This is a genomic window from Candidatus Photobacterium acropomis (genome assembly GCF_030685555.1).
GTDB classification, from domain to species: Bacteria; Pseudomonadota; Gammaproteobacteria; order Enterobacterales; family Vibrionaceae; genus Photobacterium; species Photobacterium lucens.
The window spans coordinates 1,799,298-1,823,812 of record NZ_CP131609.1 but is presented as its reverse complement, the minus strand read 5'-3'; the positions used below and the strand labels follow the sequence as shown (position 1 = coordinate 1,823,812).

The following is a 24,515-nucleotide window of genomic DNA, read 5'->3' as shown; positions in this document are numbered from 1 at the left end:
CTCCTAACTAAAATAATAAAATATAAAACTAAAAACGATTAAGCGAACGGAAGCATACGAGCAACTGCAGCCACTTCACACTTAGGAAGGATTGCATTTGGACGAAGCTGACGCTTGTTCTTAGTAGTACGTTTAGTCAGGATGTGACGCTTAGTAGCGTGCTTAAACTTAAAGCCACCAGCTGTTTTTTTGAAGCGCTTAGCTGCGCCACGATTTGTTTTCATCTTTGGCATGAGATGATAACTCCGCATTGTTGATAGTTAATAATCACAGTAATAGGGCGAACAAAAAGCGCTGCCTAAGCAGCGCTTTTAGCTACTTGAATGCCTTTATTACTTCTTCTTAGGGGCAAGCATCATGGTCATTTGGCGACCTTCTACACGATTAGGAAAGCTCTCACAGATCGCTAGATCTTCAAGATCAGACTTAATACGGTTTAGAAGCTCAATACCAATGCCTTGGTGGGCCATTTCACGACCACGGAAACGTAGCGTTACTTTACCCTTGTTGCCCTCTTCTAAAAAGCGAGTCAGGTTGCGTAGTTTTACCTGATAGTCGCCTTCGTCTGTACCAGGTCGGAATTTAACTTCCTTGATCTGGATTTGTTTCTGGTTTTTCTTTTGCTCTTTAGCAGCCTTGCTCTTCTCGAACAGGTACTTGCCATAGTCCATCACACGACAAACTGGTGGCTCGGCATTAGGGCTAATTTCAACTAGATCCACACCAGCTTCAAGAGCAACATCCATTGCTTCATCAAATGAAACAATACCAACTGATTCGCCATCAAGGCCAGTTAGGCGAACTTCACGTACGCCACGAATTTCTTCATTTAGACGATGCGCGTTTTGCTTAACTGGTGCCTGGGTTCTTTTTCCGCCTTTAATACCTTATTCCTCCACAATATTGAGCTTACGACTGCTAATCTCTTCTTGCATAAATGCAACAAGCTCATCAATCTTAAATTTACCCAAATCTTTACCCTTGCGAGTACGAACTGCTACAACGCCTGCTTCGACTTCTTTGTCACCACAAACAAGCATGAATGGTACTCGCTTCAAAGTATGTTCGCGGATTTTAAAGCCAATCTTCTCATTTCTCAAGTCCGCATTGACTCTAATTCCGCATTTTTTCAGTTTTTCTACAATTTCTTGTACATATTCAGACTGCGCGTCAGTAATATTCATTACAACAACTTGCTGAGGCGCCAACCATGTTGGGAAGAAGCCTGCGTAATCTTCAATCAGAATACCGATGAAACGCTCTAGTGAGCCAAGAATTGCACGGTGAATCATAACCGGAGTATGACGTTCGTTATCTTCACCTACATAAGTTGCGCCTAAACGCTCTGGTAAAGCAAAGTCTAGCTGAACGGTACCACATTGCCATGCACGATCTAAACAATCGTGAAGAGTGAACTCGATCTTAGGACCGTAGAATGCACCCTCGCCTTCTTGAATCTCAAAAGGAATGTTCATTGATTCAAGAGCAGTAACTAGGTCAGATTCAGCCTTATCCCACATTGCATCAGAACCTACACGTTTTTCTGGACGAGTAGATAATTTAACTACAATGTTGTCAAAACCGAATGTCTTGTACGTATCATACACCATTTCGATGCAAGATGTAACTTCTTGTTGTACTTGAGCTTCTGTACAGAAAATGTGCGCGTCATCTTGAGTAAAGCCACGTACACGCATGATGCCGTGTAGAGAACCTGATGGCTCGTTACGGTGACATGAACCGAACTCAGCCATACGTAATGGTAGATCACGGTAAGATTTTAGACCTTGGTTGAAGATCTGTACGTGACCTGGACAGTTCATTGGCTTGATTGCGTACTCACGGTTCTCAGAACTTGTTGTGAACATTGCATCTGCGTACTTGTCCCAGTGACCAGAACGTTCCCAAAGAACACGGTCCATCATTAATGGGCCTTTTACTTCTTGGTAATCGTACTCGTTTAGTTTTTCACGTACGAATACTTCTAGCTCACGGAAGATAGTCCAACCGTTGTGATGCCAGAATACCATGCCCGGTGCTTCTTGCTGCATGTGGAACAGATCAAGTTGCTTACCAATCTTACGGTGGTCACGCTTAGCCGCTTCTTCTAAACGAGTAAGGTGTGCTTTTAATGCTTTCTTATCGTGGAATGCAGTACCGTAGATACGTTGCAGCATCTTGTTGTCGCTATTACCACGCCAGTATGCACCAGCAACGCTTAATAGCTTGAAGTTTTGACAGAAACCCATGTGAGGTACGTGTGGACCACGACACATATCAATGTATTCTTCGTGGTGGTAAAGACCAGGACGGTCATCACGCGCTACGTTCTCATCAAGAATTTCGATTTTGTAAGTTTCGCCGCGAGCTTCAAAAGCATCACGCGCTTCTTGCCAGCTTACTTTTTTCTTAACAACCTGATATTTGGTTTTAGCAAGCTCAAGCATGCGCTTTTCAATCACTTCAAGATCTTCTTGAGTTAGTGATTGCTCTAAATCGATGTCGTAGTAAAAACCGTTATCGATTGTAGGACCAATAGCCATTTTCGCTTCTGGGTAAAGCTGCTTAATTGCGTGGCCTAATAGGTGAGCACATGAGTGACGTACGATCTCTAAACCATCTTCTTCATCTTTAGCAGTGATGATTTCAAGGCTTGCGTCGTTTTCAATTAGATCACATGCATCTACGCGTACACCATCAACACGCCCTGCGATCGTTGCTTTTGCAAGACCAGGACCAATTGAAAGTGCCACGTCCATAGTTGATACAGGCGCGTCGAATTGACGTTGACTACCGTCAGGAAGAGTAATTACAGGCATGAATAATGTCCTTTAACAGTGGTGCCACATACCAAGTAGCACATGTTGAATGTATAAAGCTTGAAAGCTTTGATGAATAAAAAGCGTTTAAATTTCGATGCTGCAATACAGAGCGACATACTGAAATAAAAACGACGCGCTACTATAGCAAACGCAATTAATGGATTGCAAAGAATCCACTGAAATAAATCTCAATTATTTACTCAACTAATGTGTAACTCACCACGTACAGTTTTTCGATACCTGGATATATATCTTGAATTACCGCTTTGAGTTGTTCTAACGTCATATTTTCTTGTTGTGCATGGAAGTCATTTAGCTCTGAAAATAAGATAGGTTCAACACTATCAATTGCTAATGTACAGAACTCACGCCCATCTTCAAAAGTTGATACTTTTACTTGCGTGCCAGGTACATAGTAACTTTCTGCTTCATCACGAATGGTGATTGTTTTTTTGCCTGATAGGATGTCTGTTTCAAAACGTTCAAAGAATGTCATTTCAGTAGGAATAGTTTGCGAGTTCATATTTACTTCTCTTTTTAAATTAATTCTTACGTCAGATTACTCCTATTTTTATGAATTCGTATATTTTGTTTTGTAACTATATTTTATAGACGTGAGTAATATATTTTTATCTAAATCGCAGCTATGTCATCTCATTCATTATCAATGACATACAATTTTTGTTTTCAATCAATTTTTCATCACCTCTTTTTTACAGCTGACTTATTTTTAATACTCTGTTTTTATTGTTTTTTCTTCTTTTATATTTAACTGTTTTATCAGTCATTGTTTACAAATTACACTGAGTTCACATTTCTTCAGCCTATAAATGGTCTAAGATGTTGATAGACAAGTTGTATACATACGTTTCAGTGCGCGGAGGATGATTATGTGGCAAGCCATTTCTCACCAACTGTCAGATGTACTAGGTCGACCATTTAAGATCGTTGAAAGGCAATCTCTTGAAGGCGGTGACGTTAACGATTGTTACTGCGTCAGTGATGGCGAACAACGGTTCTTTTTAAAGCTCAACGACAAAGAGCAATTGGTCGTTTTTGAAACTGAAACAGAAAGCCTCCGCATCTTAAATGAAGCCAATTGTGTACAAGTGCCACAATATATCCATGTAGGTACTTGCCGTGATAAATCTTTCCTCACTTTAAACTATCTACCGATAAAAAAAATCGATGACGAAGCGGGTTATCTTTTAGGTCAGCAACTAGCCAAACTTCATTTATGGGGTGAACAAGCTGAATATGGCTTTGATTTTGATAACTATGTCGGGCTTACGCCACAGCCAAACCGTTGGCATCGTCGTTGGTGTCGTTTCTTTGCTGAACAACGTATCGCTTGGCAACTTCAGCTATGTGAAGAGAAAGGTATTGTTTTTGGCAGTATCGATACAATTACCAGTAACGTGATCAAACGGTTAGTCAACCACCAGCCAAAACCCTCTTTATTACATGGTGACCTATGGCATGGTAATACCGCTTTAACTGTATCAGGCCCTATTATTTTTGATCCTGCAACATATTGGGGAGATCGTGAATGTGATATTGCAATGACTGAATTATTCGGTGGTTTCCCTAACAGTTTTTACGATGGCTATAACGCTATCTATCCCCTTTCAGAAGAATACCAAGAACGAAAAGAGCTATATAACCTTTACCATATTCTTAATCACTGCATTTTATTTGGTGGTGAATATATGGGGCAAGCTGAATACATCATTGCTAAGTTAGGTTTGCTCGACGAATAATCCCTCCTCACTTATGGCATAAGTGCTATGGCTGCGCTTATGCCATACCGATTGTGCTTAATTCAGTCTTTCGCTCACACCCAATGCGGGGCTTAATAACACTTCAAGTATTCTCTTTCAATAAAGATGATTCTCATGACGTAGCTATCAATACATTTATCAATCTATTGCTATGCTAGGTATAGAAGAAAATAAGCTGAGTATCAGACAAGATGAAAAGGTGAAGGAGTACAAAATGAGAAACTATTCAGAGCAAAACGTCAGTTGTCCCCATTGCGGTCACATGATCCAAATATCCCTTGATGCAAGTGCGGGTAGCCAAGAGTTTTATGATGATTGCCCTGCATGCTGTAACCCTATTCATGTCAACATGCAGGTTGATGAGCTACATAAAACCATCAACTTATTTATCGATGCCGATGATGAGCAAATTTTTTAATATGAAAATGTATAACGTAAATCCACTAGACTAATGCGATAAGCAATCTAGTGGATTTATTCAACCACTATACTCTTGCTGCAAGCACTCGTTCTACTGTATCTACAATCGCTTGAGTTTGCGGATCAATCTCAATATTAATCACATCACCAATCGCACGATGCTTAAGGTTTGTTCGCTGCAAAGTTTCAGGGATCAAATTCACGTTGAAGCGGTTCTCCACCACATCACCTATCGTTAGGCTAATACCATCAATACCAATATACCCTTTGGTAAACACATACTTCATTTGCGCTTGAGGTAAGCTAAACCACACTTGATGATTATTCTCTGACGTCACCAAATCAGCAACAATCGCTGTACACATAATGTGCCCAGACATTGAGTGACCACCGATTTCATCACCAAACTTTGCCGCTCGCTCAACATTAACTTCATCCCCTTCTTTTAATAAACCAAGGTTAGTCACGTTGAGTGTTTCCTGCATCAAGTCAAATGACAGCAGATCGTCATTAATATTCGTCACCGTTAAGCAGCAACCGTTATGTGCAATCGATGCACCTAACTCAACATTAGACAATAAATGCTTCGGCATACGAATGATGTGAGTTTGGAAGTTTTCTTTCTTATCAATAGAAACCACTTCAGCGGTGCCTTGAACGATACCAGTAAACATAATGATCCTTAACTGAGTATTTAATCACTGTACTTATCGACAGCAATTTGATTTTTAATACTATTTTTGTAGCAAAAGTTGTAATAAAGCTAATACTTAAAAGTAATGGTATCAAATCTAAGAAAACAATTGGTCAACGCTTAAACACCATACAGCTCAGATTCATCTTTCTCATGCTATCTCGTAATGACAAATTATTGTCAAATAAGCATATTAACAACTAAAATCATATCCTATTTGAGAATGATTATATAAAATATAATTCTATATCAATGAGATACTGAATAGTTCCATCACCATTTAAAGGTATATTATGACCACTGACATCGCTAATGATGCCATCAAAGCAGACAGTAATCAGGCAAGCTCATCAAAGACGCTGCGAATTACACTTATTGCTTTAATAGCGATTCTATCGTGCTATTACCTATGGGTACTATATAAGGCAGTAACACCTAATGTCAGTATTGCTTACAAAGCTTACTACATTAAAAATCAGACACTTTTTTGGCAACCGAAGCAGCCTAAGCTTACACTGAGCATCCCATCATCGCTTGATGTGGCAACTAGAGTGCCTTACTTATCCCGCGCTGGTTGGGCAGAAGATGCCAATAATAACGCACGTCTATTAAGCAGCAATGGCGGTCTTTACTTTACCCTGCCAAAGGCTGAGCAAAAAAATATTCATTTAACAGTGAATGTCTCAACGCCACTATCAACACCTTTGAATATTCATTTAAATCAATGGACTGGTGTTTTGACTCCGACTACACAAGCAAACACTCTCGTTGCATCTATTCCCTATAATGCATTAATGGCTGGTGACGCTTTACAGCATTTCACCATTGATCCCCCTTCGCCTATCGCGATTAAACACATTGATTTTTCATACCAAGAAGATGCTTTAGCTCAACAAACTATTACAGCCTCACATTTACAGGATAATTCTCCTGTCGTGAACCACTAAGGTACATAATATGAATAATAACCTTAAGAACCCTGATTATAATTTATCGCTGATCGTCCCTGTTTATAACGAGGAAGTTGCGATCACTCCGTTTATAAACGAAATCAACGAGAAACTTGCCTCTATTCGTTCTCATATCGATATTGTTTTTATTAACGATGGCAGCAAGGACAAAACCAAATCAGTGATTGAAGCTGCGATTGCTGAAGATGATTCTATTTCGCTCATTAACTTTGCCCGTAATTTTGGTAAAGAAGCCGCTATGACTGCTGGTCTAAATTACGTGAAAGGTGATGCCGCTGTTATCTTAGACGTAGATTTGCAAGATCCACCAGAATTGATCCTTGAATTTGTTCGCCTATGGCAAACCAGTGAATACGACACCGTATATGGCGTTCGTGTTGATCGCTCACAAGATACCTTCCTAAAACGTGTCACTGCTGGCGGTTTTTATCGTTTCTTCAATTTCTTATCTGCAGAAACAACCTTGCCTGAAAACGTCGGTGACTTTCGTTTAATTGACCGTTGCGTGATTGAAGCAGTGAAGCAATTACCTGAGCGTAACCGCTTTATGAAAGGTTTATTAGCATGGTCATCTTTCCGCTCGATTGGTGTTGATTTTCAACGCCCTGAACGTAACGTTGGTGATACCAAGTTTAACTACTGGAAGCTATGGAACTTCGCAATGGATGGCATCACAAGCTTCACTGCTTGGCCACTACGTGTATGGGGGTTCATTGGCTTTGGGATCTCTTTCTTATCCTTCTTATTTTTAATGTACGTATTGATCAGTACCATTTTCTTTGGCGTCCATACACCGGGTTATGCTTCAACCATTTCGGTCGTGCTGTTCTTAGGTGGCATTCAGTTAATTTCGCTGGGTATTATTGGTGGGTACATCAGCCGTATTTATACTGAGCTTAAACAACGCCCTATCTATTTAATCGAAGGCGTTTATGGTAAATACAGCCAGAAATCTCAACAAAATCCGGTTGTAAATAAAGCGATAGAAAAAGAGTTAGAAGTCACCAATGAATGAGTCATTCTTAAAACATTTTTGGCAATTAAATCGTTTTGCGATCATTGGTTTACTTGCAACAGCCGTACACTTATCCGTTGTTAGGTTATATTTTTTCCAAATTCAAGATCCGTCTGAATACACTGCCAACGTAGTGGGTTTTAGTATTGCTTTTTTAGTGTCTTATTTTGGTCATCGCCATTTTACATTTGGACAAAAAGGATCGTTTTTAAAGTTCCTCGCCGTATCGCTAATGGGCTTTTTTATCAATAACATTATCCTTGCATCACTGCTAAAAAGTGCGATGTTTTCAGGCTGGGTTGCGGTCACTATTTCAACCCTTTGTGTGCCGATCATTACGTTTATTTTGGCTAAGTTCTGGGTGTTTAAATGAATACGATATCTTTGCCATCCATTAAGATCAGCAAGCAAGAATGGCTAATGCTCATTTTTGCAATGGTTGTAAGCCGTTCAGTTATCTATAGCTTAGGTTTATGGGGAGTAACTGAATTTGCGTCGGGCCACTATGCTGAACAACCGTTACTACAAACCATTTGCCGTTTCGACTGTGTATGGTTTTACCGCATTATCCAAGATGGTTACGACTTAGTTCCTCAATGGCTAAGCCAGAAAAATGCCGCTAACTGGGCATTCATGCCGTTGCAACCGTTCCTTGGTTGGATTTTTTCGAAGTTTTTCTCTTTTGAAAATCCGATCAATAACGCACGTCTTGGTTTAGTCATCGCCTCAAACCTTGCATTTTTGATCAGCTTGCCAATGATCTTAATGGCATTAAAACAATTACGTTTTAGCAAAAGCACCCAATACGCAGCAATTTGGTTATTGTGCTTTTCACCCTATACCGTGTACTCAACCGCAGGTTACACCGAGCCACTGTTCATCGCGTTTGTCACTGGCGTATTCCTCTTTAGTTATCGTCAACAGTGGGCATGGGTAGCAGTGCTGGGGTTACTGGCAGCCATTACTCGTAACCTTGGGGTCTTTTTAGTTTTCCCTGTGTTGATCATTGCAATTCAACATTATGGTGTGAATAGCTTCTTGCGCCTAAAAACACCAGCAGTAAAAGTTATTGCCGCTATTTGGATTATTCCATTTGGCTTCTTCACTTACATGACTTATCTCTACTTCCATGTTGGTGATGCGCTGGCATTTGGTCATATTCAAATTGCGTGGGGTCGCCAATTAACCAATCCATTCCATTGGATCATGTATGGTTTTGAAACTGGTGGTCCTAAGCTATATCTTGCCATCGTTGCATTGCTGGCATTTGCGTTAAATATTTACTTGGCTATACGTAAATACTACGCAGAAGCAGTGTTTATGTTTATTTGTTTAGTGTTACCACTATCCTCAAACCTAAACGCAATGCCACGTTACGCATTTGGCCTGTATCCTACATTTCTAGGTTTACTGTTGATCATTGAACGTTACCCATTCATCAAAACACCAATGTTATGTGTATTCAGCGCCGCTAGTACCTTTATTGCGATTGGTTTCTACAGCCATATGATGTTTACGGTCTAACGCTTTTTCTCATAAAAGCAGTGAATAAACGGCAGCTTATGTAAGGAATAAAAACCTTTTCATAAGCTGTCGTTTTTTTATACAGATCAATAAATATCAAATTTGTCATATTTCTGTTTTAGCTATCCCACTTTTATTTATATAATCCCAAAAATCTACTGGCAGTACGAAATATAATGCCATCTAAGCATTAATATTCTTGACTCCCCTTCTATCTATTCCCATTTTTTGGAGCCAAAAATAGTGCAGAACTACAAACGTGAAACAGCACAACTGGTAAAACTGGCGGTGCCTGTCCTTATTGCCGCTGTGGCTCAAACATCCATGGGCTTTATTGATACCGTTATGGCAGGTGGTGTCAGTGCTGTCGATATGGCAGCCGTAGCAGTGGCTGCGAGTATCTGGCTACCATCGATTCTATTTGGTGTGGGTCTGCTTATGGCACTGGTACCCATTGTTGCCCAGTTAAGTGGCTCAGGACAAAAAGACAAAGTTCCTTTTGAGGTTCAACACGGTTTTTACCTTGCTGTATTAGTATCGATACCGACAATGCTGATCCTCTATAAAGCCGGTATTTTAATCCACTATATGGATGTTGAACCCGTACTTGCAGAAAAAACAGTGGGTTATTTACACGCTGTGTTGTTTGCAGTGCCTGCGTTTCTGTTTTTCCAAACCTTAAAGAGTTTCTCTGAAGGGCTTTCATTTACTATTCCCGGTATGGTGATTGGCTTTTTAGGCTTACTAGCAAACATCCCACTTAACTGGATCTTTGTTTACGGTAAATTCGGTGCGCCAGAGCTAGGCGGTATTGGTTGTGGTGTTGCCACAGCTATTGTTTACTGGTTCATGTTCATTGCGCTACTGATTTTTGTAAAACTGAATAAACGACTTAACAGCATTGGGCTTTTCTCGCATATCTATCGCCCACAATTAAAAGCATTAACCCGTTTATTTAAATTAGGTTTCCCTGTTGCTGCTTCTATCTTCTTTGAAGTATCTCTGTTTGCTGTGATTGCCTTATTGATCTCACCTTTGGGTGCGAACAAAGTCGCTTCTCACCAAATAGCGATGAACTTCTCATCACTGGTTTACATGTTACCAATGAGTATTGGTGCTGCGGTGAGTATCCGTGTTGGTCACAAAATGGGTGAAAAAGACATTGATGGTGCACGTATCGCAAGCCACTGTGGTCTATTGGTTGGTACTGCCCTTTCAATTTGTACTGCCATTCTTACGGTGATTTTCCGTGAACATATTGCAGAGCTATATACCCATAACCCACACGTAATTGTACTTGCAGGACAACTACTGTTATTTGCAGCCATCTACCAATGTAGTGATGCGATCCAAGTTGTGGCAGCAGGTGCATTGCGTGGCTATAAAGATATGCGTGCAATCTTCATTTGTACCTTTATTGCGTACTGGTTGATTGGCTTACCATCGGGCTACATTCTTGGTTTAACCAACCTTGTTGTTCCAGCTATGGGGCCAGAAGGTTTCTGGATTGGCTTTATTCTTGGTCTAAGTTCAGCGGCAGTAATGCTAGGTTGGCGATTAGCTTATGTTCATAAGCTGGATGTTGGCAAACAATTAGAAATGTCATACCGATAAACAAAAAGGCGATCATCAGATCGCCTTTTTTGATCTAATATCAATAATAATCAGTATGATAAAACTAAACATAAGCGATTAAGCCAGCACTATGCCAAACACGTTTAATTCCACACTAAAGACAATTGCACTGGCATTGGGGCTAGTATTGCTGCTTGCTGGCTGCAAACAAAATAATAGTGAAGCCGCATTTGAGAACTACCACCAGCGGCTCACCAATGTATTAGATATCGAGCCAACACCTATCCCAAAAACAGATGTAGTGCTACTGCCACAAAAGCGCGATCTTAACCAAGCTTTGCCTGATATTCGTATTGGCTTATTAGATGCTTATGAACTGCGTCAATGTGGCCTGTTTCAACTGATTGCTGAGCGCAATTCGATTCTCGGCAAAGTGCAAGATAAAACCCGCAGCTTGCAATACGAACTGTTATTTTTAAACGGCTTAAGTTACTGCCTTACCCAACTTAAGCCTGATTCAGATTTGGTTGCAGAACTCACACCTATCTATCAGCAAAAACAACAACAGCTTCCAATGATCTTCTGGAACATGATCTTCACAGGTGAAGAATGGCGCAAACAACTCACCTTAGGGCATGAACTCGTCGACAGCGAGAAGAACAGCGCATTTCTCACCAGCCTCAGTGCTTTTAGCTATGTTGCCGATCTGATCAATAACAACGTAACGACAACACCTGCACCGATTGTCCCTGCGTTAATAGAAAAGAAATACCAAGATCTGCTTCATCATCAACAGCAAATTTATAACAGCCGCTATATTGGCGATCTGTTTTACTCGCTCGCTCGCACTACCACTTGGCTTAATACCATCACCGCGCAACTCAACGCCAATCAAGATTTGATCTTGTGTGGTAACAACATGAATCAACAAAAAGCCAAATACTTACGTAACGTGTTCTACAAATTCTATGTTGCAGATATTCAACGCTATTTAGCCCACCTTGACTCACAGTACCAACAAATTCAGCCCGTTTTGCAGCAAATACATCAACAATTAAGCCAAGCACCTATACAAGTCACACCGGATATGCAAGGTTATATAGATGCCTATATCAATGGAGAAGCCTACCGCCAATTCCATCAAGCAACATTAGATCATGTGAAATTTTGGCAACGATTATTCAAACAATGCAATTTTAAAGTGGGACAATAAAAATGCTCAAACAAGCGATCAACTCACTTCAAAATTATCGGGTTTACACTAAAATTTAAACACGCAGAGATAGAATCACAGATAGCTTAGGCTTTACGCATTTTTCATATTAGGGATAGGAGACATTCATGAAGAAAAATAAGAATGAAGCGAAACTTCTGAAAAAAGCGCTAGAACTCGGCTTTGCCTTTGCCAAAAAACAAGGATTTTCCGATCTTGACCGCAGTGTTGGCTCCACTGACCGTGTCGAATGTATATATCGCTTATTAGTTGAATGTAAGCAAATTACCCCACTCGCCGTTGATCAAGAAGATGGCGTACACATGAAGCACAAACTGGTGTTATGGATCAGCCGCCTACTTCCACCCGATCATGAATTACTGAATTAATCCAAGAGCAGTGGCTAAATCACATCATCCGCCACTGCTTTACTTCTCTTTTTGTTATCACAGTTTCTCTTGTCTTCTCGTAACTTAGACTATTTCATCAGCATCATTTTATTGAAACTGGCTATTGTGCAAGCAAACGCACTGAATTTACTAAAAAAGCCGATTTTAACACTTGCCTCATAACAGGCGACTCGCTAATATGCTTGTCGTTCCTTGGAACATCTGTACGAGCGTAGCTCAGCTGGTTAGAGCGCTACCTTGACATGGTAGAGGTCGGTGGTTCGAGTCCACTCGTTCGTACCAATTTATGATTAAAACCAGAAATCATAAATACACAATTTGCGTCTATAGCTCAGTTGGTTAGAGTACTACCTTGACATGGTAGGGGTCGGCAGTTCGAGTCTGCCTAGACGCACCAAATTTTATGAAATGATTAATTCAATCGGTTCATGTTATACGAGCGTAGCTCAGCTGGTTAGAGCGCTACCTTGACATGGTAGAGGTCGGTGGTTCGAGTCCACTCGTTCGTACCAAATTCAATGATTAAACCAACCAGGTTTAATCATATAAAGAATACAATATGCGTCTGTAGCTCAGCTGGTTAGAGTACTACCTTGACATGGTAGGGGTCGGTGGTTCGAGTCCACTCAGACGCACCAAATTCTCTTAAGATACGAAGAAGCCTGCTTTTAAGCGGGCTTTTTTGTGTCTGTGGGATTAATCCTTCAACAATAACTTATCCCCTACTTTTCTACGCTGTTGTAACCTCTTAAAAAACTATAATCTTATAAATAAAACATATCTATCAAAAGTAAAAAATACAACCAACATCATGATCTTTAAAAGTAAACATGATTATAGTAACGTTTATCAGAATGCATCAAGTTTAGTATGTAAAGTAATAACTGATTATATAAAAATAGCATTCTGCAATAACGGATTAACTTTTATAATTAAACTAAAGTAGATATAAAATGAAAAAAGAATCTAGAACAGCTTTTGTTAATCGAATAATGGGACTTTCGTTTAAATCAACCCAAGGAAAATATTCATACTGTAACGACACGAAGAAACAGGTGCTTTTTAGTTTAAATTCTGCAAACGGAAATGTCATCCTTAGTCCCGCATGGTCAAAAAAAGGATATGCCCACTCTTTGAAACATATAAATAAGATTAAAAATGATGGCTATGAGCTTTTAATTTTCAAAACAAGTGTTAAAAAAAATAAGAAAGGTGAAACTGTTGCCGATGGATTTAGTCCAGTTATAGAACAACGACAATTAGTGATCGAAAAGGATATTTTTAAAGCCGTCCCTCTAGATGTATTTCAACCAGATGAAATACCAGAGGATAATGAGAATATTTATGAAGGAGCTATGAAAACAATTAAAGTTAATGCTTATGAAAGAGATATTAAAGCTCGCAAAATTTGCTTAGAGCATTTCGGATATCTTTGCAAAGTATGTGAATTTGACTTTGAAAAAGTCTATGGAGAACGAGGGAAAAATTTCATTCATGTGCATCATATTATTCCTCTATCTGAAATAAAAAGTGAATATAAACTAGATCCTATAAAAGATCTGATACCTGTATGCCCAAATTGCCATGCAATGTTACATAGATATCGGAATACGATTTTACCTCAAGAACTGAAAGTGATACTAACTCAAAAAATAAGATAATATTCACACATCACTTTGATAATATTCTTCTTTTAAACTAATCACATGAATATTATAGATATAATATCCAACAAAGCGGTGATCTCTCACCGCTAATCCAATATCCGATCAAACTGCTCTATTTGTTGCTTTTCGTTTTCAGTTAATGCCCTTCTTCTTGGCGTACCTGCGACACGTTCTGTTTCACGTGCTGGCGCATCAATATAAACAGGTGAACGATCAATCGCTTTAAAAAACTGTTGCCATGCTTGATTGCTTAAAATAAGTGTGGCGGTTGTAACATTGGGCACACCGCAATAGTGCGTTGCAGTTCGAAGTTCTTCATCCAGTAAGGGGATCACTTTATGCTCAGTATCATTGATCATTGCGCAAAGTGATACTGCGCCAGAATCAACATTAAGCATTTGTTTTAAATCTTCAATGCTTGCCATCGTCAAACCTTTAACACCAAGCATCTGCCCCATTTTTTTAAGACATACTTTACGCTGAGCGTTATAAGCAAATAAGAAGAAGCTTTGTTTTTTACGATCCCGTAAAAACAAATGGCGCAATTGGATCCCTGGTATATCGTCAGATAAATATGCTTCAGATTCTTCACAGCTTATGGATGATGGGTGTTCTATAAGTTGATAATCAATTGAGAATTTATCAAGAAGTTGAAGGACGCTATTCATATATCCATCCTATATCAATCAAGAAAAGCAGTTTATTTAATTAAAAACTATTCGTATTTAATGAATACTCTTTTTAAATAAGAAGTGATGTTAATAAATATAAAATTAAGGCGACGCTAAATACGTCGCCTATATACTCATTCAATAAATAAAGCTAATTAATGCTTATATTATTTAGAGATGTGAGCAATAAGATCTAGCACTTTATTTGAATAACCAATTTCGTTATCGTACCAAGATACGACTTTAACGAAGTTATCATTGAGTGCGATACCTGCTGCTGCATCGAAAATTGAGGTATGTGCGTCACCGTTGAAATCTGTAGAAACCACTGCATCTTCTGTGTAACCAAGAATGCCTTTTAGCTCACCTTCTGATGCTGCTTTCATTGCTTTACAGATAGTTTCGTAAGACGCTGCATTTTTAAGGTTAACCGTTAAATCAACCACAGAAACGTTCGCGGTTGGTACACGGAATGCCATACCTGTTAGTAGGCCGTTAAGCTCTGGTAATACTTTACCTACTGCTTTTGCTGCACCTGTTGACGATGGGATGATGTTTTGAGAAGCACCACGACCACCACGCCAGTCTTTCATTGATGGACCATCAACTGTTTTTTGTGTTGCTGTTGTTGCGTGAACCGTTGTCATTAAGCCTGATTCAATACCAAAGTTATCATGAAGTACTTTAGCAATAGGCGCCAAACAGTTAGTAGTACAAGACGCATTCGATACAATATCTTGACCTGCATACATATCTTGGTTAACACCCATAACAAACATTGGTGTTGCATCTTTCGATGGTGCCGTTAGTACAACTTTTTTCGCCCCCGCTTCAATGTGTTTACGTGCTGTCTCATCAGTTAAGAATAAACCTGTTGCTTCCGCTACAACGTCAACATTAATCGCATCCCATTTTAAATCTGCGGGGTTACGCTCTGCGGTTACACGTACTGTTTTACCATTAACAACCAAGTTACCGTCTTTCACTTCAACTGTACCGTTGAATCGACCATGTGTTGAATCGTATTTAAGCATGTATGCCATGTAGTCAACATCAATAAGATCGTTAATACCAACTACTTCAATATCATTACGCTCTTGCGCTGCACGGAAAACAAAACGACCGATACGACCAAAACCGTTAATACCTACTTTAATTGTCATGACTGTTTCTCCATAACTTAATTTGTAATGAACTATGTTTTATTAAAATAATACGCTCTTTTGAGATGGAGTCATTTCAATTAACTTGACGATAGCAATCGAAATTTTTTAATCGTTTTTTCCTCTCATTGTGAGGTACAAATAATAATTAGCCACTAGGTAAATAAATTAGATTTAATACCTTGAGTTAGTAAAAACGAAAAAAGCGGTGATCACTCACCGCTTTTGTTTATCTATATCATTTTAGTTATTACAGCTTTGTCCAAGCGTCTTGCCAGTAAACACTGGTTGCTGGCGCGTAAGCACCGTTTGAACACCAGCCTGCATTTGGCCAAGGCTTACATTGGTAAAGTTGCTCATCACTTGCACGAACAATGTCGCCTTCTTTATAAGCAGTACCTGCTTGATAAGTTGGGTATTCACCTGGTGCTGGCGGCGTGATTTCAGGTTTTACAGACGTACAACCTTCTGTTGCTACTTGCTTCCAAACACCCCACTCACCTGTTGTTCCCGGCTCTTCACCTTGTGTCCACCAGCCAGCTTGCCATACCACACCGTTGTGGCTAACTTCATCACCTGCTACATACGTGCTGTTTGCACTCCAGATGTTTTCACAAACTGCGCTACCTTCAACCGTTACTACACGTTGCGCTTGTGTAGTTTGCTGTGCGCTATCTGTAACTTGGTAAGTCAGTGTGTATGTACCGGCTTGGTTAGTATCAACTGCACCATCAACGACGATGTTTTCTGTTAAATCACCATCTTCAATATCAGAAGCGGTAATGCCAGCTTTAGCATCAAATACATCACCAAATTGAACAGTGATGTCTGTAATGCCTGATAACACTGGTTTTTCGCTGAACACTTCTACATTACGTACCACAACCGATTCGCTTAATGCGCTGTCGTATGCTTTGTAAGTTAAGCTGTAGTGACCAACTTTATGACTATCAACGCTACCTTCAACGACAATAGATGCTGTTACATCGCCATCGTAATCATCCATTGCTGTCACGCCTGCTAATGGTGCGAATAGATCGCGGTGTGCGATTACCACATCTTCAACACCACTGATCACTGGCGCTTTACCTGCTTCTGTCGAAACAATATTGGCTTTCAATGTTGTTTTAGCTGGGGTGATATCCATCGTATCTAATACATCACCACCACAGCTTACTTCTGCACGGTATGGGTTCAGTGCACTCTCAACGTTAATATGGAAACGGTTCATAAAGCCCGCTTGTAGGCGACGGCTATGTAAGTTAAAGGTTTTGGTGCCTGCTTCACGGGTGAATACATCAACTTTACAAGATGAAGCCGTAAAGTTATCAACATAAACACTACCGTAAGCACCATGTAGGGCTGGGTACATATAAGTTGGTAATGTTTTCTCTGGATCGTAGTAGCCCACTAATGTTGTGACTGGAATACCTTGCTTGTATGGGATCAAGTCAAGCTGATCGCCAATTGTCACGTTCTCATCTAATACCCATTGTCCATTGGTGTAAGTGAACGCATATTTCTTATCACGAACTAGCGTAAAGCTTTGATCGTTGTAGTGAACATTGGTATTCCACAATGACGTAACTTGTAGGTACGCTGTTTTACCTTCAAATGCTTCATCACTTGGCAGGTAAATATTACCAATCCATGCGTGGTTTTTAACGTGTACAAATACCACATCGTTGTTTTCAAACAATTGGTAGAACTTGTCACTTTCTGGGCCGTATTCATCAGGGCCTAAACTTTCATTCGGGCTAACTACAATAGAGAGAGCAAGATCATCTGCCGTTTTATTCGTCCACGGTTTCATGACTTTCTCATTATGATCCCACTTACTAAAGCCTGTTGGTGATGCAGGATCGAAGTTAGCTTTGTTCTCTAAGAAGTCTTGGAATACGCTTAGTTCATACGGTGCATGTAAGGTGTAAGCGTTGTATTTAGGGTATAACGCTGAACCACCAGACATAGTACCAAAGCCAAAGCTATGACCTTCAAACGGTGCAACACACTCCCCTTCGTAACATGACTCTTGGTTCGTTACACCTTTGGAAAAGTTTGGAATAAAGAAGTTTTTATGAACATCCCAACCCCATGTTGAGTTCACTTCCGTTGAGCTTTTATGAATAGCACCTGTGTAACCACCCGGGTAGTGATTGCCCACACCTAATTCGTGACCAACTTCATGGCTAAATTCATTGCCTGTCGAGCCAACAACAGAAGCCACACCTGCGTATGAACCTAATAAGCCATGTGCAATTAGGCCATCAGTGTAATTACCAATAGAGTTATTCACGGTCACTTGCGCTGCATGATATGGCGCACTGATATTCCATTGGCTTGCAGGACGAACAATAGATGAGTTCACACCGTAACTTGCACTGTTAATACCTGATGAAATTAATTCACGGGCAATACGGTAGTGAGAGTCACTGCCATAAGAATCAGCATTACTTGGATCAACGCCAACCAACACACGACCATCAGGCAACATGATTTCTTCAAGATGCACTGACTCATAAGGGTTAACGATCAATTTACTGATCTGAATATTTTGGAAATATTGACGATGAAGATCAGGATCTTTCATGAACTGGAATTGATCTCTTGGCTCAGTTAATAAACCAATGTCGATCGTATTTAAGATCATGCTGGTATTAGCACCGATCTTAATGCCTGAAACAGTCCCTTCTTTATTGCTCTGTGCGCTAAAAGTTAAGCTCAAACCTGGTAGCATTGCCTCTGCTGGTAGCACAGCTGAATAGGCTTTATCACTGTAAGCCACACGGCTGATTGCCATATCTGCTTCACCGTACCAAATACCATCAACATTCTGGTAAGTGAATTGATTACCACGGCTAATGGTATCTGTGCCTTGTGAATACTCGATTTGAGAGTTGTAACCTGCATCCGAGGTAAAAGTGATCTTCTTATTATGGAAAGCTTTGTCATCTGGCAGAATAAAATGACGAGCCCAATGACCATCCCCTGTAGAAATATGGATAGTATCGTGCTGCGCAATCAGCGCTTTAAAATGGGATTTGCCAGCTTCACCAGCAATTTGACCAAGATCGTTATTGCTAGTAACAGTGAGAGAAAATTGCTCAGGCTTAATGATCTCAACGTATTTATCTAATTTACCCGCTACTTGCGGCAACTGTTGCGGCAAACGCATAACGGTTTGGTAAACCACTTCATTGTTTGCGTTTTTCGCTGTCACCGTTAGTGCTTCACCGCTTTCAAGCATGTCTGCTTGTGGTTCAAACATCACTAAGCTGCGACGCAATGACACAAGGTGCGGCTGACGATCGTTTTCAATCTTGTTGCTCGTTTGCATGATCACGCTTTGAGCAATACTTACGCTACCTTGTAGGCTACCTTGTGTATCAGAAGGTAAGGCTTTCTTATTAAAATAAAGCGTTTCTGGTGCTGTGGTTGGTTTTATTTCTGCGTAACCGTATTGCGCCATAAGCAATGCAGGTAGCAAACTGACTAAATATTTCTTTTTCATTACATCCACACAAAATTAACATATCTAGCGCGAATATAGTGAATAAATAAGAGGGTGAAAATCAATTTATCTTACTGATTTGTAAGAATTTATTAAGCATTAAAACGTCAAAAAAACAGCCCTGAAACATCGATTTTTTGACGCACAATATTGCATCTAAAATGTTAATTCATGACTATAAATAACGTCTATTAATACAATCACTTATTAGGTATTTCTAACTATTATCCATCTCTTGGGGCGAGCTTTAAATCCCTTTTGATCGTTCAGGAACTTATACTAATAAAGAATTTGACTCTTTAGCGTCAAAAATAAAACACCTCATTTTTATTGATATTTATACCAATAAAGCAAAGCGTGGATTTTTAACTCTGCTTCATTATCCGTTACAATCAACACTCTTTTCTAAATCCTTGTAGGCGTAATTAATATGAGCAAGCAATCCCAATTTACCGATGAAGAGTACAAAGCGTTAGCTGAGCTCATGGATTCCTACAACCGCACTTTCGCGGTTTCAATTACCACACTGGTTATCGCTGTGATTGGCTTTATTATCGCTGAAACCCAAATCGGTTATTTGATCACTCCAACCATTCGCTGGATGTTTGGTTTACTGGTGATACTGCCTTTAACTATTACTTCCATTGGCTCTAAATACGATTTCAATCACCTGACATTTACCATGCCAAAGACGATTCTTTATAGTGTGCTTAATGTCGTAGGTTTAGTCTCAATCATGGCGATCGTGATAATGCTCAATGGCTAATGCGTTAACTTAACACTGCATATACCAACATCCCCTTGATGATTAAGCTGTTATTAAGGGGATATTGTTTCACATATAGAAATCTCAGCGATAAATGGCTTAATTCGCTTCAATGTTATTAATGGTAATTTTATCGCTCAGGAACAGTGAATTTGGGATCAAATGTGTCGCGCCGTCATCTTTAATCGTGATGTAACGTAGATTCAAGTCCACCACTTGCCCTCTTGAGTTCGCCACTTCAATCCAATCACCTAGTTTAATTGGCTTATACAACACAATCATCACACCTGCGACAAGGTTGGAAATGGCATCTTTCAGAGCTAAACCAAGCGCAAACCCCGTTAAGCCAAGCCCTGTCACAATGCCTGTGACATCAAAACCGAGTTTAGAAAATGCCAGTATTGCACCAACGAATATTAAGATGGTTTTCTGCGAATTAGACATTAATCGAAATGAGCTTGAGGCTTCAGAGTCAAATCGATAAGCTAATTTCTTCAACGCCTTATCAATAACAATGCTGACCACAATAAATAAAACAAAAACGACGATAGCCTGAATAACCGCGTTATCTACCATATATGTCCTTTCTCACTCTGATTTTGCAAAACTAATTGATTGATTAGTCATTCATTAATAACAAAATCATGCCTACACAAACTTTTTTTGACAATGATTTATACAGAAATTCAACAAACCATGACATTCATATAACGTATATCAATATCATCAAGCAGAATTTTGAATGATGTATTTGCTAATTAATTTATCGCGGATATATTGCACTGATCAGGGAGTTTGTTGATGGCATTTGACTATGGGTCAATTGATTTAGGGCTTAAAAACCCATTTAAAACAGAAGGCAAAGTAACCGCAGCTCGAGGCATTGTTGTTATTTGTTTAGGTGTCTATGCATTGTTTGCCGCAGCAAGCAGCGTAAGTCATAGCACTTTCTCCGGCTGGATAATGATCTTGTTTGCTTTGGGTTTATTAGCAAGCGGGATTATGACGACTTATCGAGGTATTTCTGCCACGCTAAAATACTTTGTTGGCCGTAACCACCCAACCTCATTGGCTCACAACCACAGCAATACTTCTGAACATGCTTATCAGGAAGATGCGTATGTTGCCTATTCAGAAGGCACAATTACCGACATGCTAGTTGGGCGTAAAAACGCCACCTTTGTTGAGCCTAAAGGCTTTCTTGCTCATACCCTACATAGCATTTTCCCAAGCCTTATTTACATGCCCTATCCCATCCGTAACCTTGCGCAACGTTTATGTGCTGCGTGGGCTAATACTGCGGTGGCTTTATTGTGTTACGGCTTAGTGGCATTCATTTCATTAACAGGCTTTATTGGTACATTAGGTAAGCAAGTTTTCCCTGTTTATTCTGTGGTACTAACACTTGGCTTAATGGTGATGTGGATCTTAACTGGGCTGCGCTTAAGCCGTATGGCTGATACCCGCGTGCCTCGCTTGTCTAACAGTGAGTTTATTCGCACACTCATTGCTGCTGCTGTATTGCCTGTTGGTATTGGTTTAGTGCTAAAACTATCAATGGTGGTTGCTGGGACAACCCGAGTAACAAATTTTCTTAGCTACTTCAGTAAACTGCATAATTCAGTCTTTATTGCTGCCATTATTGTGGGTGCAGCGCTTGTAACACTGATTGTGGCGTTAATGCTTAATAAGCGACTGTCGCTGTCCAACCCAAAAGTCGAAGTTTCAGAGTTGCGTGAGAACTGGCAAGAGTCGGTTCATCCCAATGAAATCTTTATTAACCTTGATAACCTCGTAATGGCGAATCGTCGTTACAAGGAAGTACCGAACCGCGTTTATAAAGAGTTGAAGCCAACACTTAACGAACAGGTACAAGCGAAAGGCAGTTTTGCAGGCGAAACATTACAAGAAGTGCAGCCGAAATATAAAGAGGTTGAAGTCGATCAAGCCTTAAACAGCACACGTATTTTCAGCTTAATTAGCGGGAACCTATTATTAATTGGTGCTGCTGTAGCAATCTTATTCTCTGCCTTATCGATTGCAGGTGTCGTCACTGGTGGTCACACTGTCACTAAGGTAACGCAACTGTTCTTTATCGCCTGTATTTTAAAAGCTCTGGGTAGTATTTTAGTTAATGCTAGCCATCTATTTTTTGCTGAGATGATGTTTGAAAGTAATGTGATGTACTTGAAAGTGGAAGGGACATTTACTGAATCGAAGATCTCAACCGGTAACAGTATTCATGACTCAACTCGTTCTGAAAATATCTTAGTACGTTCAAGCATTACCCCGTGGATCATTGTTAGCCGCATTGTGAGTAGTTCGTTTGCTTCATCAGGTTCTAATAACTTAGAGCATCCACGCTTTATTTTGGAAATGCACAAAAACGATCATGAGCTAGATAGTATTCGTAACGACTTAATCATGTTCTTAAAAGATCGTGAGTCTATCGCTTCAATTACTAGCCAACGTGACTTAATGAATACCTCGCAAATTCACGAGATCAACAAACAAACTCGTGCTCAAAATACAGCAATTCCACATCGTGAAGAAGAAATGGGCGGTTATATTCGTCGCCAAGAGGAAGAAGAATACCCTCAGTAAAGCTCCGCTAACTTGCTAAGTGGTATAAAGGAGAAAACGAGTAATCGTTTTCTCCTTTTTTTATTATTCATATCGAGTGACCTTTACCAACTACAGCCAAACCGATTTTTACTCCCATAATCTGTGCAAAATTAGTGTGCACTGCGTCAAATTTTTTATATGACAAATGTCACATTTTCTTTTCTCTTCGCCTGTTTAACTGTACGTACTATGACGTTCACTTAAATACAGACGATGAAAAAAATCACACTACTCTCCGCACTTATTGCTTCCACACTCAGTGTGCCAAGCTTTGCCTGTACCACCATTTTAGTTGGCAACCAAGCAACCCAAGATGGATCTTTCATTGTGGCACGTAATGAAGATTACCAAGCCAATAACACCAAACAATTTATCTACCATCCAGCAGAAGCGAAGCAAAAAGCTGACTTTAAATCTAACGCCAACGACTTTACTTACCCAGCAGCCAAACATGCATTGGAATATACTTCATTGTCTGATTACGACACCAAAGGTACCAGCATGGGTGAAGCTGGCTTTAACTCTGCCGGTGTTGGTATTTCTGCGACAGAAACCATTTATAATGGTGACAAAGCACTCGCAGCCGATCCGTATGTGACTAAAACAGGTATTGGTGAAGATGCGATTGAGAACGTGATCTTGCCACGTGTACGTACCGCTAAAGAAGGTGTTGAATTACTTGGTAAGATCATCGAAAAACAAGGTGCATCTGAAGGCTTTGGTGTCGCATTTGTTGATAAAACGGGTATTTGGTATTTAGAAACAGGTAGTGGTCACCAATGGATGGCACAAAAACTTCCTGCGGATAAATACTTTGTTTCGGCTAACCAAGGTCGTTTAACCACTTATAAACCTCATAATCCCGATTACTTAGCGTCGCCAACGTTAGTTAGCTTTGCCGAAAATCATGCTTTATATACGCCTGTGACAGGCGAAGCCTTTAATTTCCACAAAGCTTACTCGCAAGATACCCAAAACGATGTGACCTATAACTACCCACGTGTGTGGACGTTACAACACATGTATACCCAAGGGCTACAGACCCAAATCGATCAGGGTGAAAACTTCCCGGTATTCTTAACGCCAACCCATAAATTAACAATTAACGACGTTGAACAAGGTTTAAGAAATCATTACCAAGGTACGTCTCACGATCCGTACGCTAATAATAATCCTAAAGAGCCTTACCGCCCTATTTCAGTATTTAGAACCCAAGAATCCCATATTCTTCAAGTGCGTCCATCATTACCGATTGCGATTGGTGAAACAGAATACATGGCTTACGGTATGTCGGCATTAAGTGTTTATATCCCTTACTACCAAGGCATGACACAAGTGCCGAAAGCACTGACATTAGGTAACGATAAAGCTGACGATCAATCGGCTAACTGGCAGTTCCGCAAACTACAAACCCTTGCAATGACAAACTGGAATGAGTTTGCGCCTATTGTGCAAAAAGCCTATCAGCAATTTGAACAGCAAACTGCTGTAAAACAGCAAGCGCTAGAAAAACAATACTTAGCGATTTACAAGAAAGAGCCTAAAAAAGCCCAAGCACTGATCAACCAGTTTGAGCAAAAAACCGTGGATGATGCGATAACACTGACTCATGATCTGACAAATACGTTGTTAACCAAGATGACGCATGACACCGATATGCTTTATCACTTCGAAGGAGCATAAGTAA

Annotated in this window: 22 protein-coding genes and 4 tRNA genes; 17 read left to right on the top strand and 9 right to left on the bottom strand. The window is 40.0% G+C overall.

Going from position 1 to position 24,515, the window contains the following annotated elements; translation table 11 throughout:
• Nucleotides 1–38 precede the first annotated feature (38 nt).
• From rpmI to yqfB, 4 genes are all read right to left on the bottom strand, one after another.
• Nucleotides 39–233, bottom strand: a complete 195-nt coding sequence (gene rpmI / locus Q7657_RS15425) for a 50S ribosomal protein L35 (RefSeq protein WP_005367387.1) — start codon at nucleotides 231–233, stop codon at nucleotides 39–41.
• Nucleotides 234–332: 99 nt separating this feature from the next.
• Nucleotides 333–821, bottom strand: coding sequence for a translation initiation factor IF-3 (gene infC, locus Q7657_RS15420; protein WP_258178215.1), 489 nt, complete (start codon nucleotides 819–821; stop codon nucleotides 333–335).
• A 66-nt stretch (nucleotides 822–887) separates the two neighbouring features.
• Nucleotides 888–2,819, bottom strand: coding sequence for a threonine--tRNA ligase (gene thrS, locus Q7657_RS15415; protein WP_498827362.1), 1,932 nt, complete (start codon nucleotides 2,817–2,819; stop codon nucleotides 888–890).
• Nucleotides 2,820–3,018: 199 nt separating this feature from the next.
• Nucleotides 3,019–3,345, bottom strand: a complete 327-nt coding sequence (gene yqfB, locus Q7657_RS15410; RefSeq protein WP_107165145.1) for a N(4)-acetylcytidine aminohydrolase — start codon at nucleotides 3,343–3,345, stop codon at nucleotides 3,019–3,021.
• A 367-nt stretch (nucleotides 3,346–3,712) separates the two neighbouring features.
• Between yqfB and Q7657_RS15405 the strand changes: the two genes are divergently transcribed.
• Both Q7657_RS15405 and Q7657_RS15400 read left to right on the top strand, forming a co-directional pair.
• Nucleotides 3,713–4,582, top strand: coding sequence for a fructosamine kinase family protein (locus tag Q7657_RS15405; RefSeq protein WP_053988197.1), 870 nt, complete (start codon nucleotides 3,713–3,715; stop codon nucleotides 4,580–4,582).
• 235 nt (nucleotides 4,583–4,817) lie between these two features.
• A complete protein-coding gene (locus Q7657_RS15400) occupies nucleotides 4,818–5,021 on the top strand; it encodes a CPXCG motif-containing cysteine-rich protein (protein WP_042116864.1) in 204 nt (67 codons plus the stop codon).
• 67 nt (nucleotides 5,022–5,088) lie between these two features.
• Here the strand turns inward: Q7657_RS15400 and Q7657_RS15395 are convergent, their stop codons facing one another.
• Nucleotides 5,089–5,697: a riboflavin synthase subunit alpha gene (locus Q7657_RS15395; RefSeq protein WP_107165144.1), complete on the bottom strand. Its 609-nt coding sequence runs from the start codon at nucleotides 5,695–5,697 to the stop codon at nucleotides 5,089–5,091.
• A 313-nt stretch (nucleotides 5,698–6,010) separates the two neighbouring features.
• Between Q7657_RS15395 and Q7657_RS15390 the strand changes: the two genes are divergently transcribed.
• From Q7657_RS15390 to Q7657_RS15335, 12 genes are all read left to right on the top strand, one after another.
• Entirely contained in the window at nucleotides 6,011–6,664 is a 654-nt protein-coding gene (locus tag Q7657_RS15390) for a riboflavin synthase subunit alpha (protein ID WP_107165143.1), read from the top strand.
• Nucleotides 6,665–6,674: 10 nt separating this feature from the next.
• Nucleotides 6,675–7,703, top strand: a complete 1,029-nt coding sequence (locus tag Q7657_RS15385) for a glycosyltransferase family 2 protein (protein ID WP_107165142.1) — start codon at nucleotides 6,675–6,677, stop codon at nucleotides 7,701–7,703.
• Complete coding sequence (locus tag Q7657_RS15380; RefSeq protein ID WP_008986866.1) at nucleotides 7,696–8,076, top strand: GtrA family protein; 381 nt, start codon at nucleotides 7,696–7,698, stop codon at nucleotides 8,074–8,076. Before Q7657_RS15385 ends, Q7657_RS15380 begins: the two co-directional genes overlap by 8 nt.
• Nucleotides 8,073–9,227, top strand: a complete 1,155-nt coding sequence (locus tag Q7657_RS15375) for a hypothetical protein (RefSeq protein ID WP_107165141.1) — start codon at nucleotides 8,073–8,075, stop codon at nucleotides 9,225–9,227. The genes Q7657_RS15380 and Q7657_RS15375 overlap by 4 nt, the downstream gene beginning before the upstream one ends.
• A gap of 243 nt (nucleotides 9,228–9,470) precedes the next feature.
• A complete protein-coding gene (locus Q7657_RS15370) occupies nucleotides 9,471–10,841 on the top strand; it encodes an MATE family efflux transporter (RefSeq protein ID WP_023932571.1) in 1,371 nt (456 codons plus the stop codon).
• 91 nt (nucleotides 10,842–10,932) lie between these two features.
• Entirely contained in the window at nucleotides 10,933–12,015 is a 1,083-nt protein-coding gene (locus Q7657_RS15365) for a DUF3080 domain-containing protein (protein WP_107165140.1), read from the top strand.
• A 128-nt stretch (nucleotides 12,016–12,143) separates the two neighbouring features.
• Nucleotides 12,144–12,404, top strand: coding sequence for a DUF5062 family protein (locus Q7657_RS15360; RefSeq protein ID WP_008986862.1), 261 nt, complete (start codon nucleotides 12,144–12,146; stop codon nucleotides 12,402–12,404).
• Between the two features lie 226 nt (nucleotides 12,405–12,630).
• Nucleotides 12,631–12,707: transfer RNA gene (locus tag Q7657_RS15355), tRNA-Val, on the top strand.
• A gap of 38 nt (nucleotides 12,708–12,745) precedes the next feature.
• Nucleotides 12,746–12,822, top strand: a tRNA-Val gene (locus tag Q7657_RS15350).
• A gap of 38 nt (nucleotides 12,823–12,860) precedes the next feature.
• Nucleotides 12,861–12,937 (top strand) — tRNA-Val (locus tag Q7657_RS15345).
• 49 nt (nucleotides 12,938–12,986) lie between these two features.
• Nucleotides 12,987–13,063: transfer RNA gene (locus tag Q7657_RS15340), tRNA-Val, on the top strand.
• A gap of 315 nt (nucleotides 13,064–13,378) precedes the next feature.
• On the top strand, nucleotides 13,379–14,086 hold the full coding sequence (locus Q7657_RS15335; RefSeq protein WP_107165139.1) for an HNH endonuclease: 708 nt from the start codon (nucleotides 13,379–13,381) through the stop codon (nucleotides 14,084–14,086).
• Nucleotides 14,087–14,178: 92 nt separating this feature from the next.
• Here Q7657_RS15335 and Q7657_RS15330 read toward each other — a convergent pair whose 3' ends face one another.
• The 3 genes from Q7657_RS15330 to Q7657_RS15320 form a co-directional block, all read right to left on the bottom strand.
• Nucleotides 14,179–14,760: a YbaK/EbsC family protein gene (locus tag Q7657_RS15330; RefSeq protein ID WP_107165138.1), complete on the bottom strand. Its 582-nt coding sequence runs from the start codon at nucleotides 14,758–14,760 to the stop codon at nucleotides 14,179–14,181.
• A gap of 170 nt (nucleotides 14,761–14,930) precedes the next feature.
• On the bottom strand, nucleotides 14,931–15,926 hold the full coding sequence (gene gap, locus Q7657_RS15325) for a type I glyceraldehyde-3-phosphate dehydrogenase (RefSeq protein WP_107165137.1): 996 nt from the start codon (nucleotides 15,924–15,926) through the stop codon (nucleotides 14,931–14,933).
• Between the two features lie 250 nt (nucleotides 15,927–16,176).
• Nucleotides 16,177–19,437: a M66 family metalloprotease gene (locus Q7657_RS15320; RefSeq protein ID WP_107165136.1), complete on the bottom strand. Its 3,261-nt coding sequence runs from the start codon at nucleotides 19,435–19,437 to the stop codon at nucleotides 16,177–16,179.
• Between the two features lie 430 nt (nucleotides 19,438–19,867).
• Between Q7657_RS15320 and Q7657_RS15315 the strand changes: the two genes are divergently transcribed.
• Complete coding sequence (locus Q7657_RS15315; protein WP_045063422.1) at nucleotides 19,868–20,203, top strand: hypothetical protein; 336 nt, start codon at nucleotides 19,868–19,870, stop codon at nucleotides 20,201–20,203.
• A gap of 99 nt (nucleotides 20,204–20,302) precedes the next feature.
• Here the strand turns inward: Q7657_RS15315 and Q7657_RS15310 are convergent, their stop codons facing one another.
• Nucleotides 20,303–20,779: a mechanosensitive ion channel family protein gene (locus Q7657_RS15310; protein ID WP_107165135.1), complete on the bottom strand. Its 477-nt coding sequence runs from the start codon at nucleotides 20,777–20,779 to the stop codon at nucleotides 20,303–20,305.
• Between the two features lie 225 nt (nucleotides 20,780–21,004).
• Here Q7657_RS15310 and Q7657_RS15305 point away from each other — a divergent pair, with 225 nt between their 5' ends.
• Both Q7657_RS15305 and Q7657_RS15300 read left to right on the top strand, forming a co-directional pair.
• Nucleotides 21,005–22,807, top strand: a complete 1,803-nt coding sequence (locus Q7657_RS15305; RefSeq protein ID WP_107165134.1) for a hypothetical protein — start codon at nucleotides 21,005–21,007, stop codon at nucleotides 22,805–22,807.
• Nucleotides 22,808–23,041: 234 nt separating this feature from the next.
• On the top strand, nucleotides 23,042–24,511 hold the full coding sequence (locus Q7657_RS15300) for a C69 family dipeptidase (protein WP_107165133.1): 1,470 nt from the start codon (nucleotides 23,042–23,044) through the stop codon (nucleotides 24,509–24,511).
• Nucleotides 24,512–24,515: the final 4 nt, after the last annotated feature.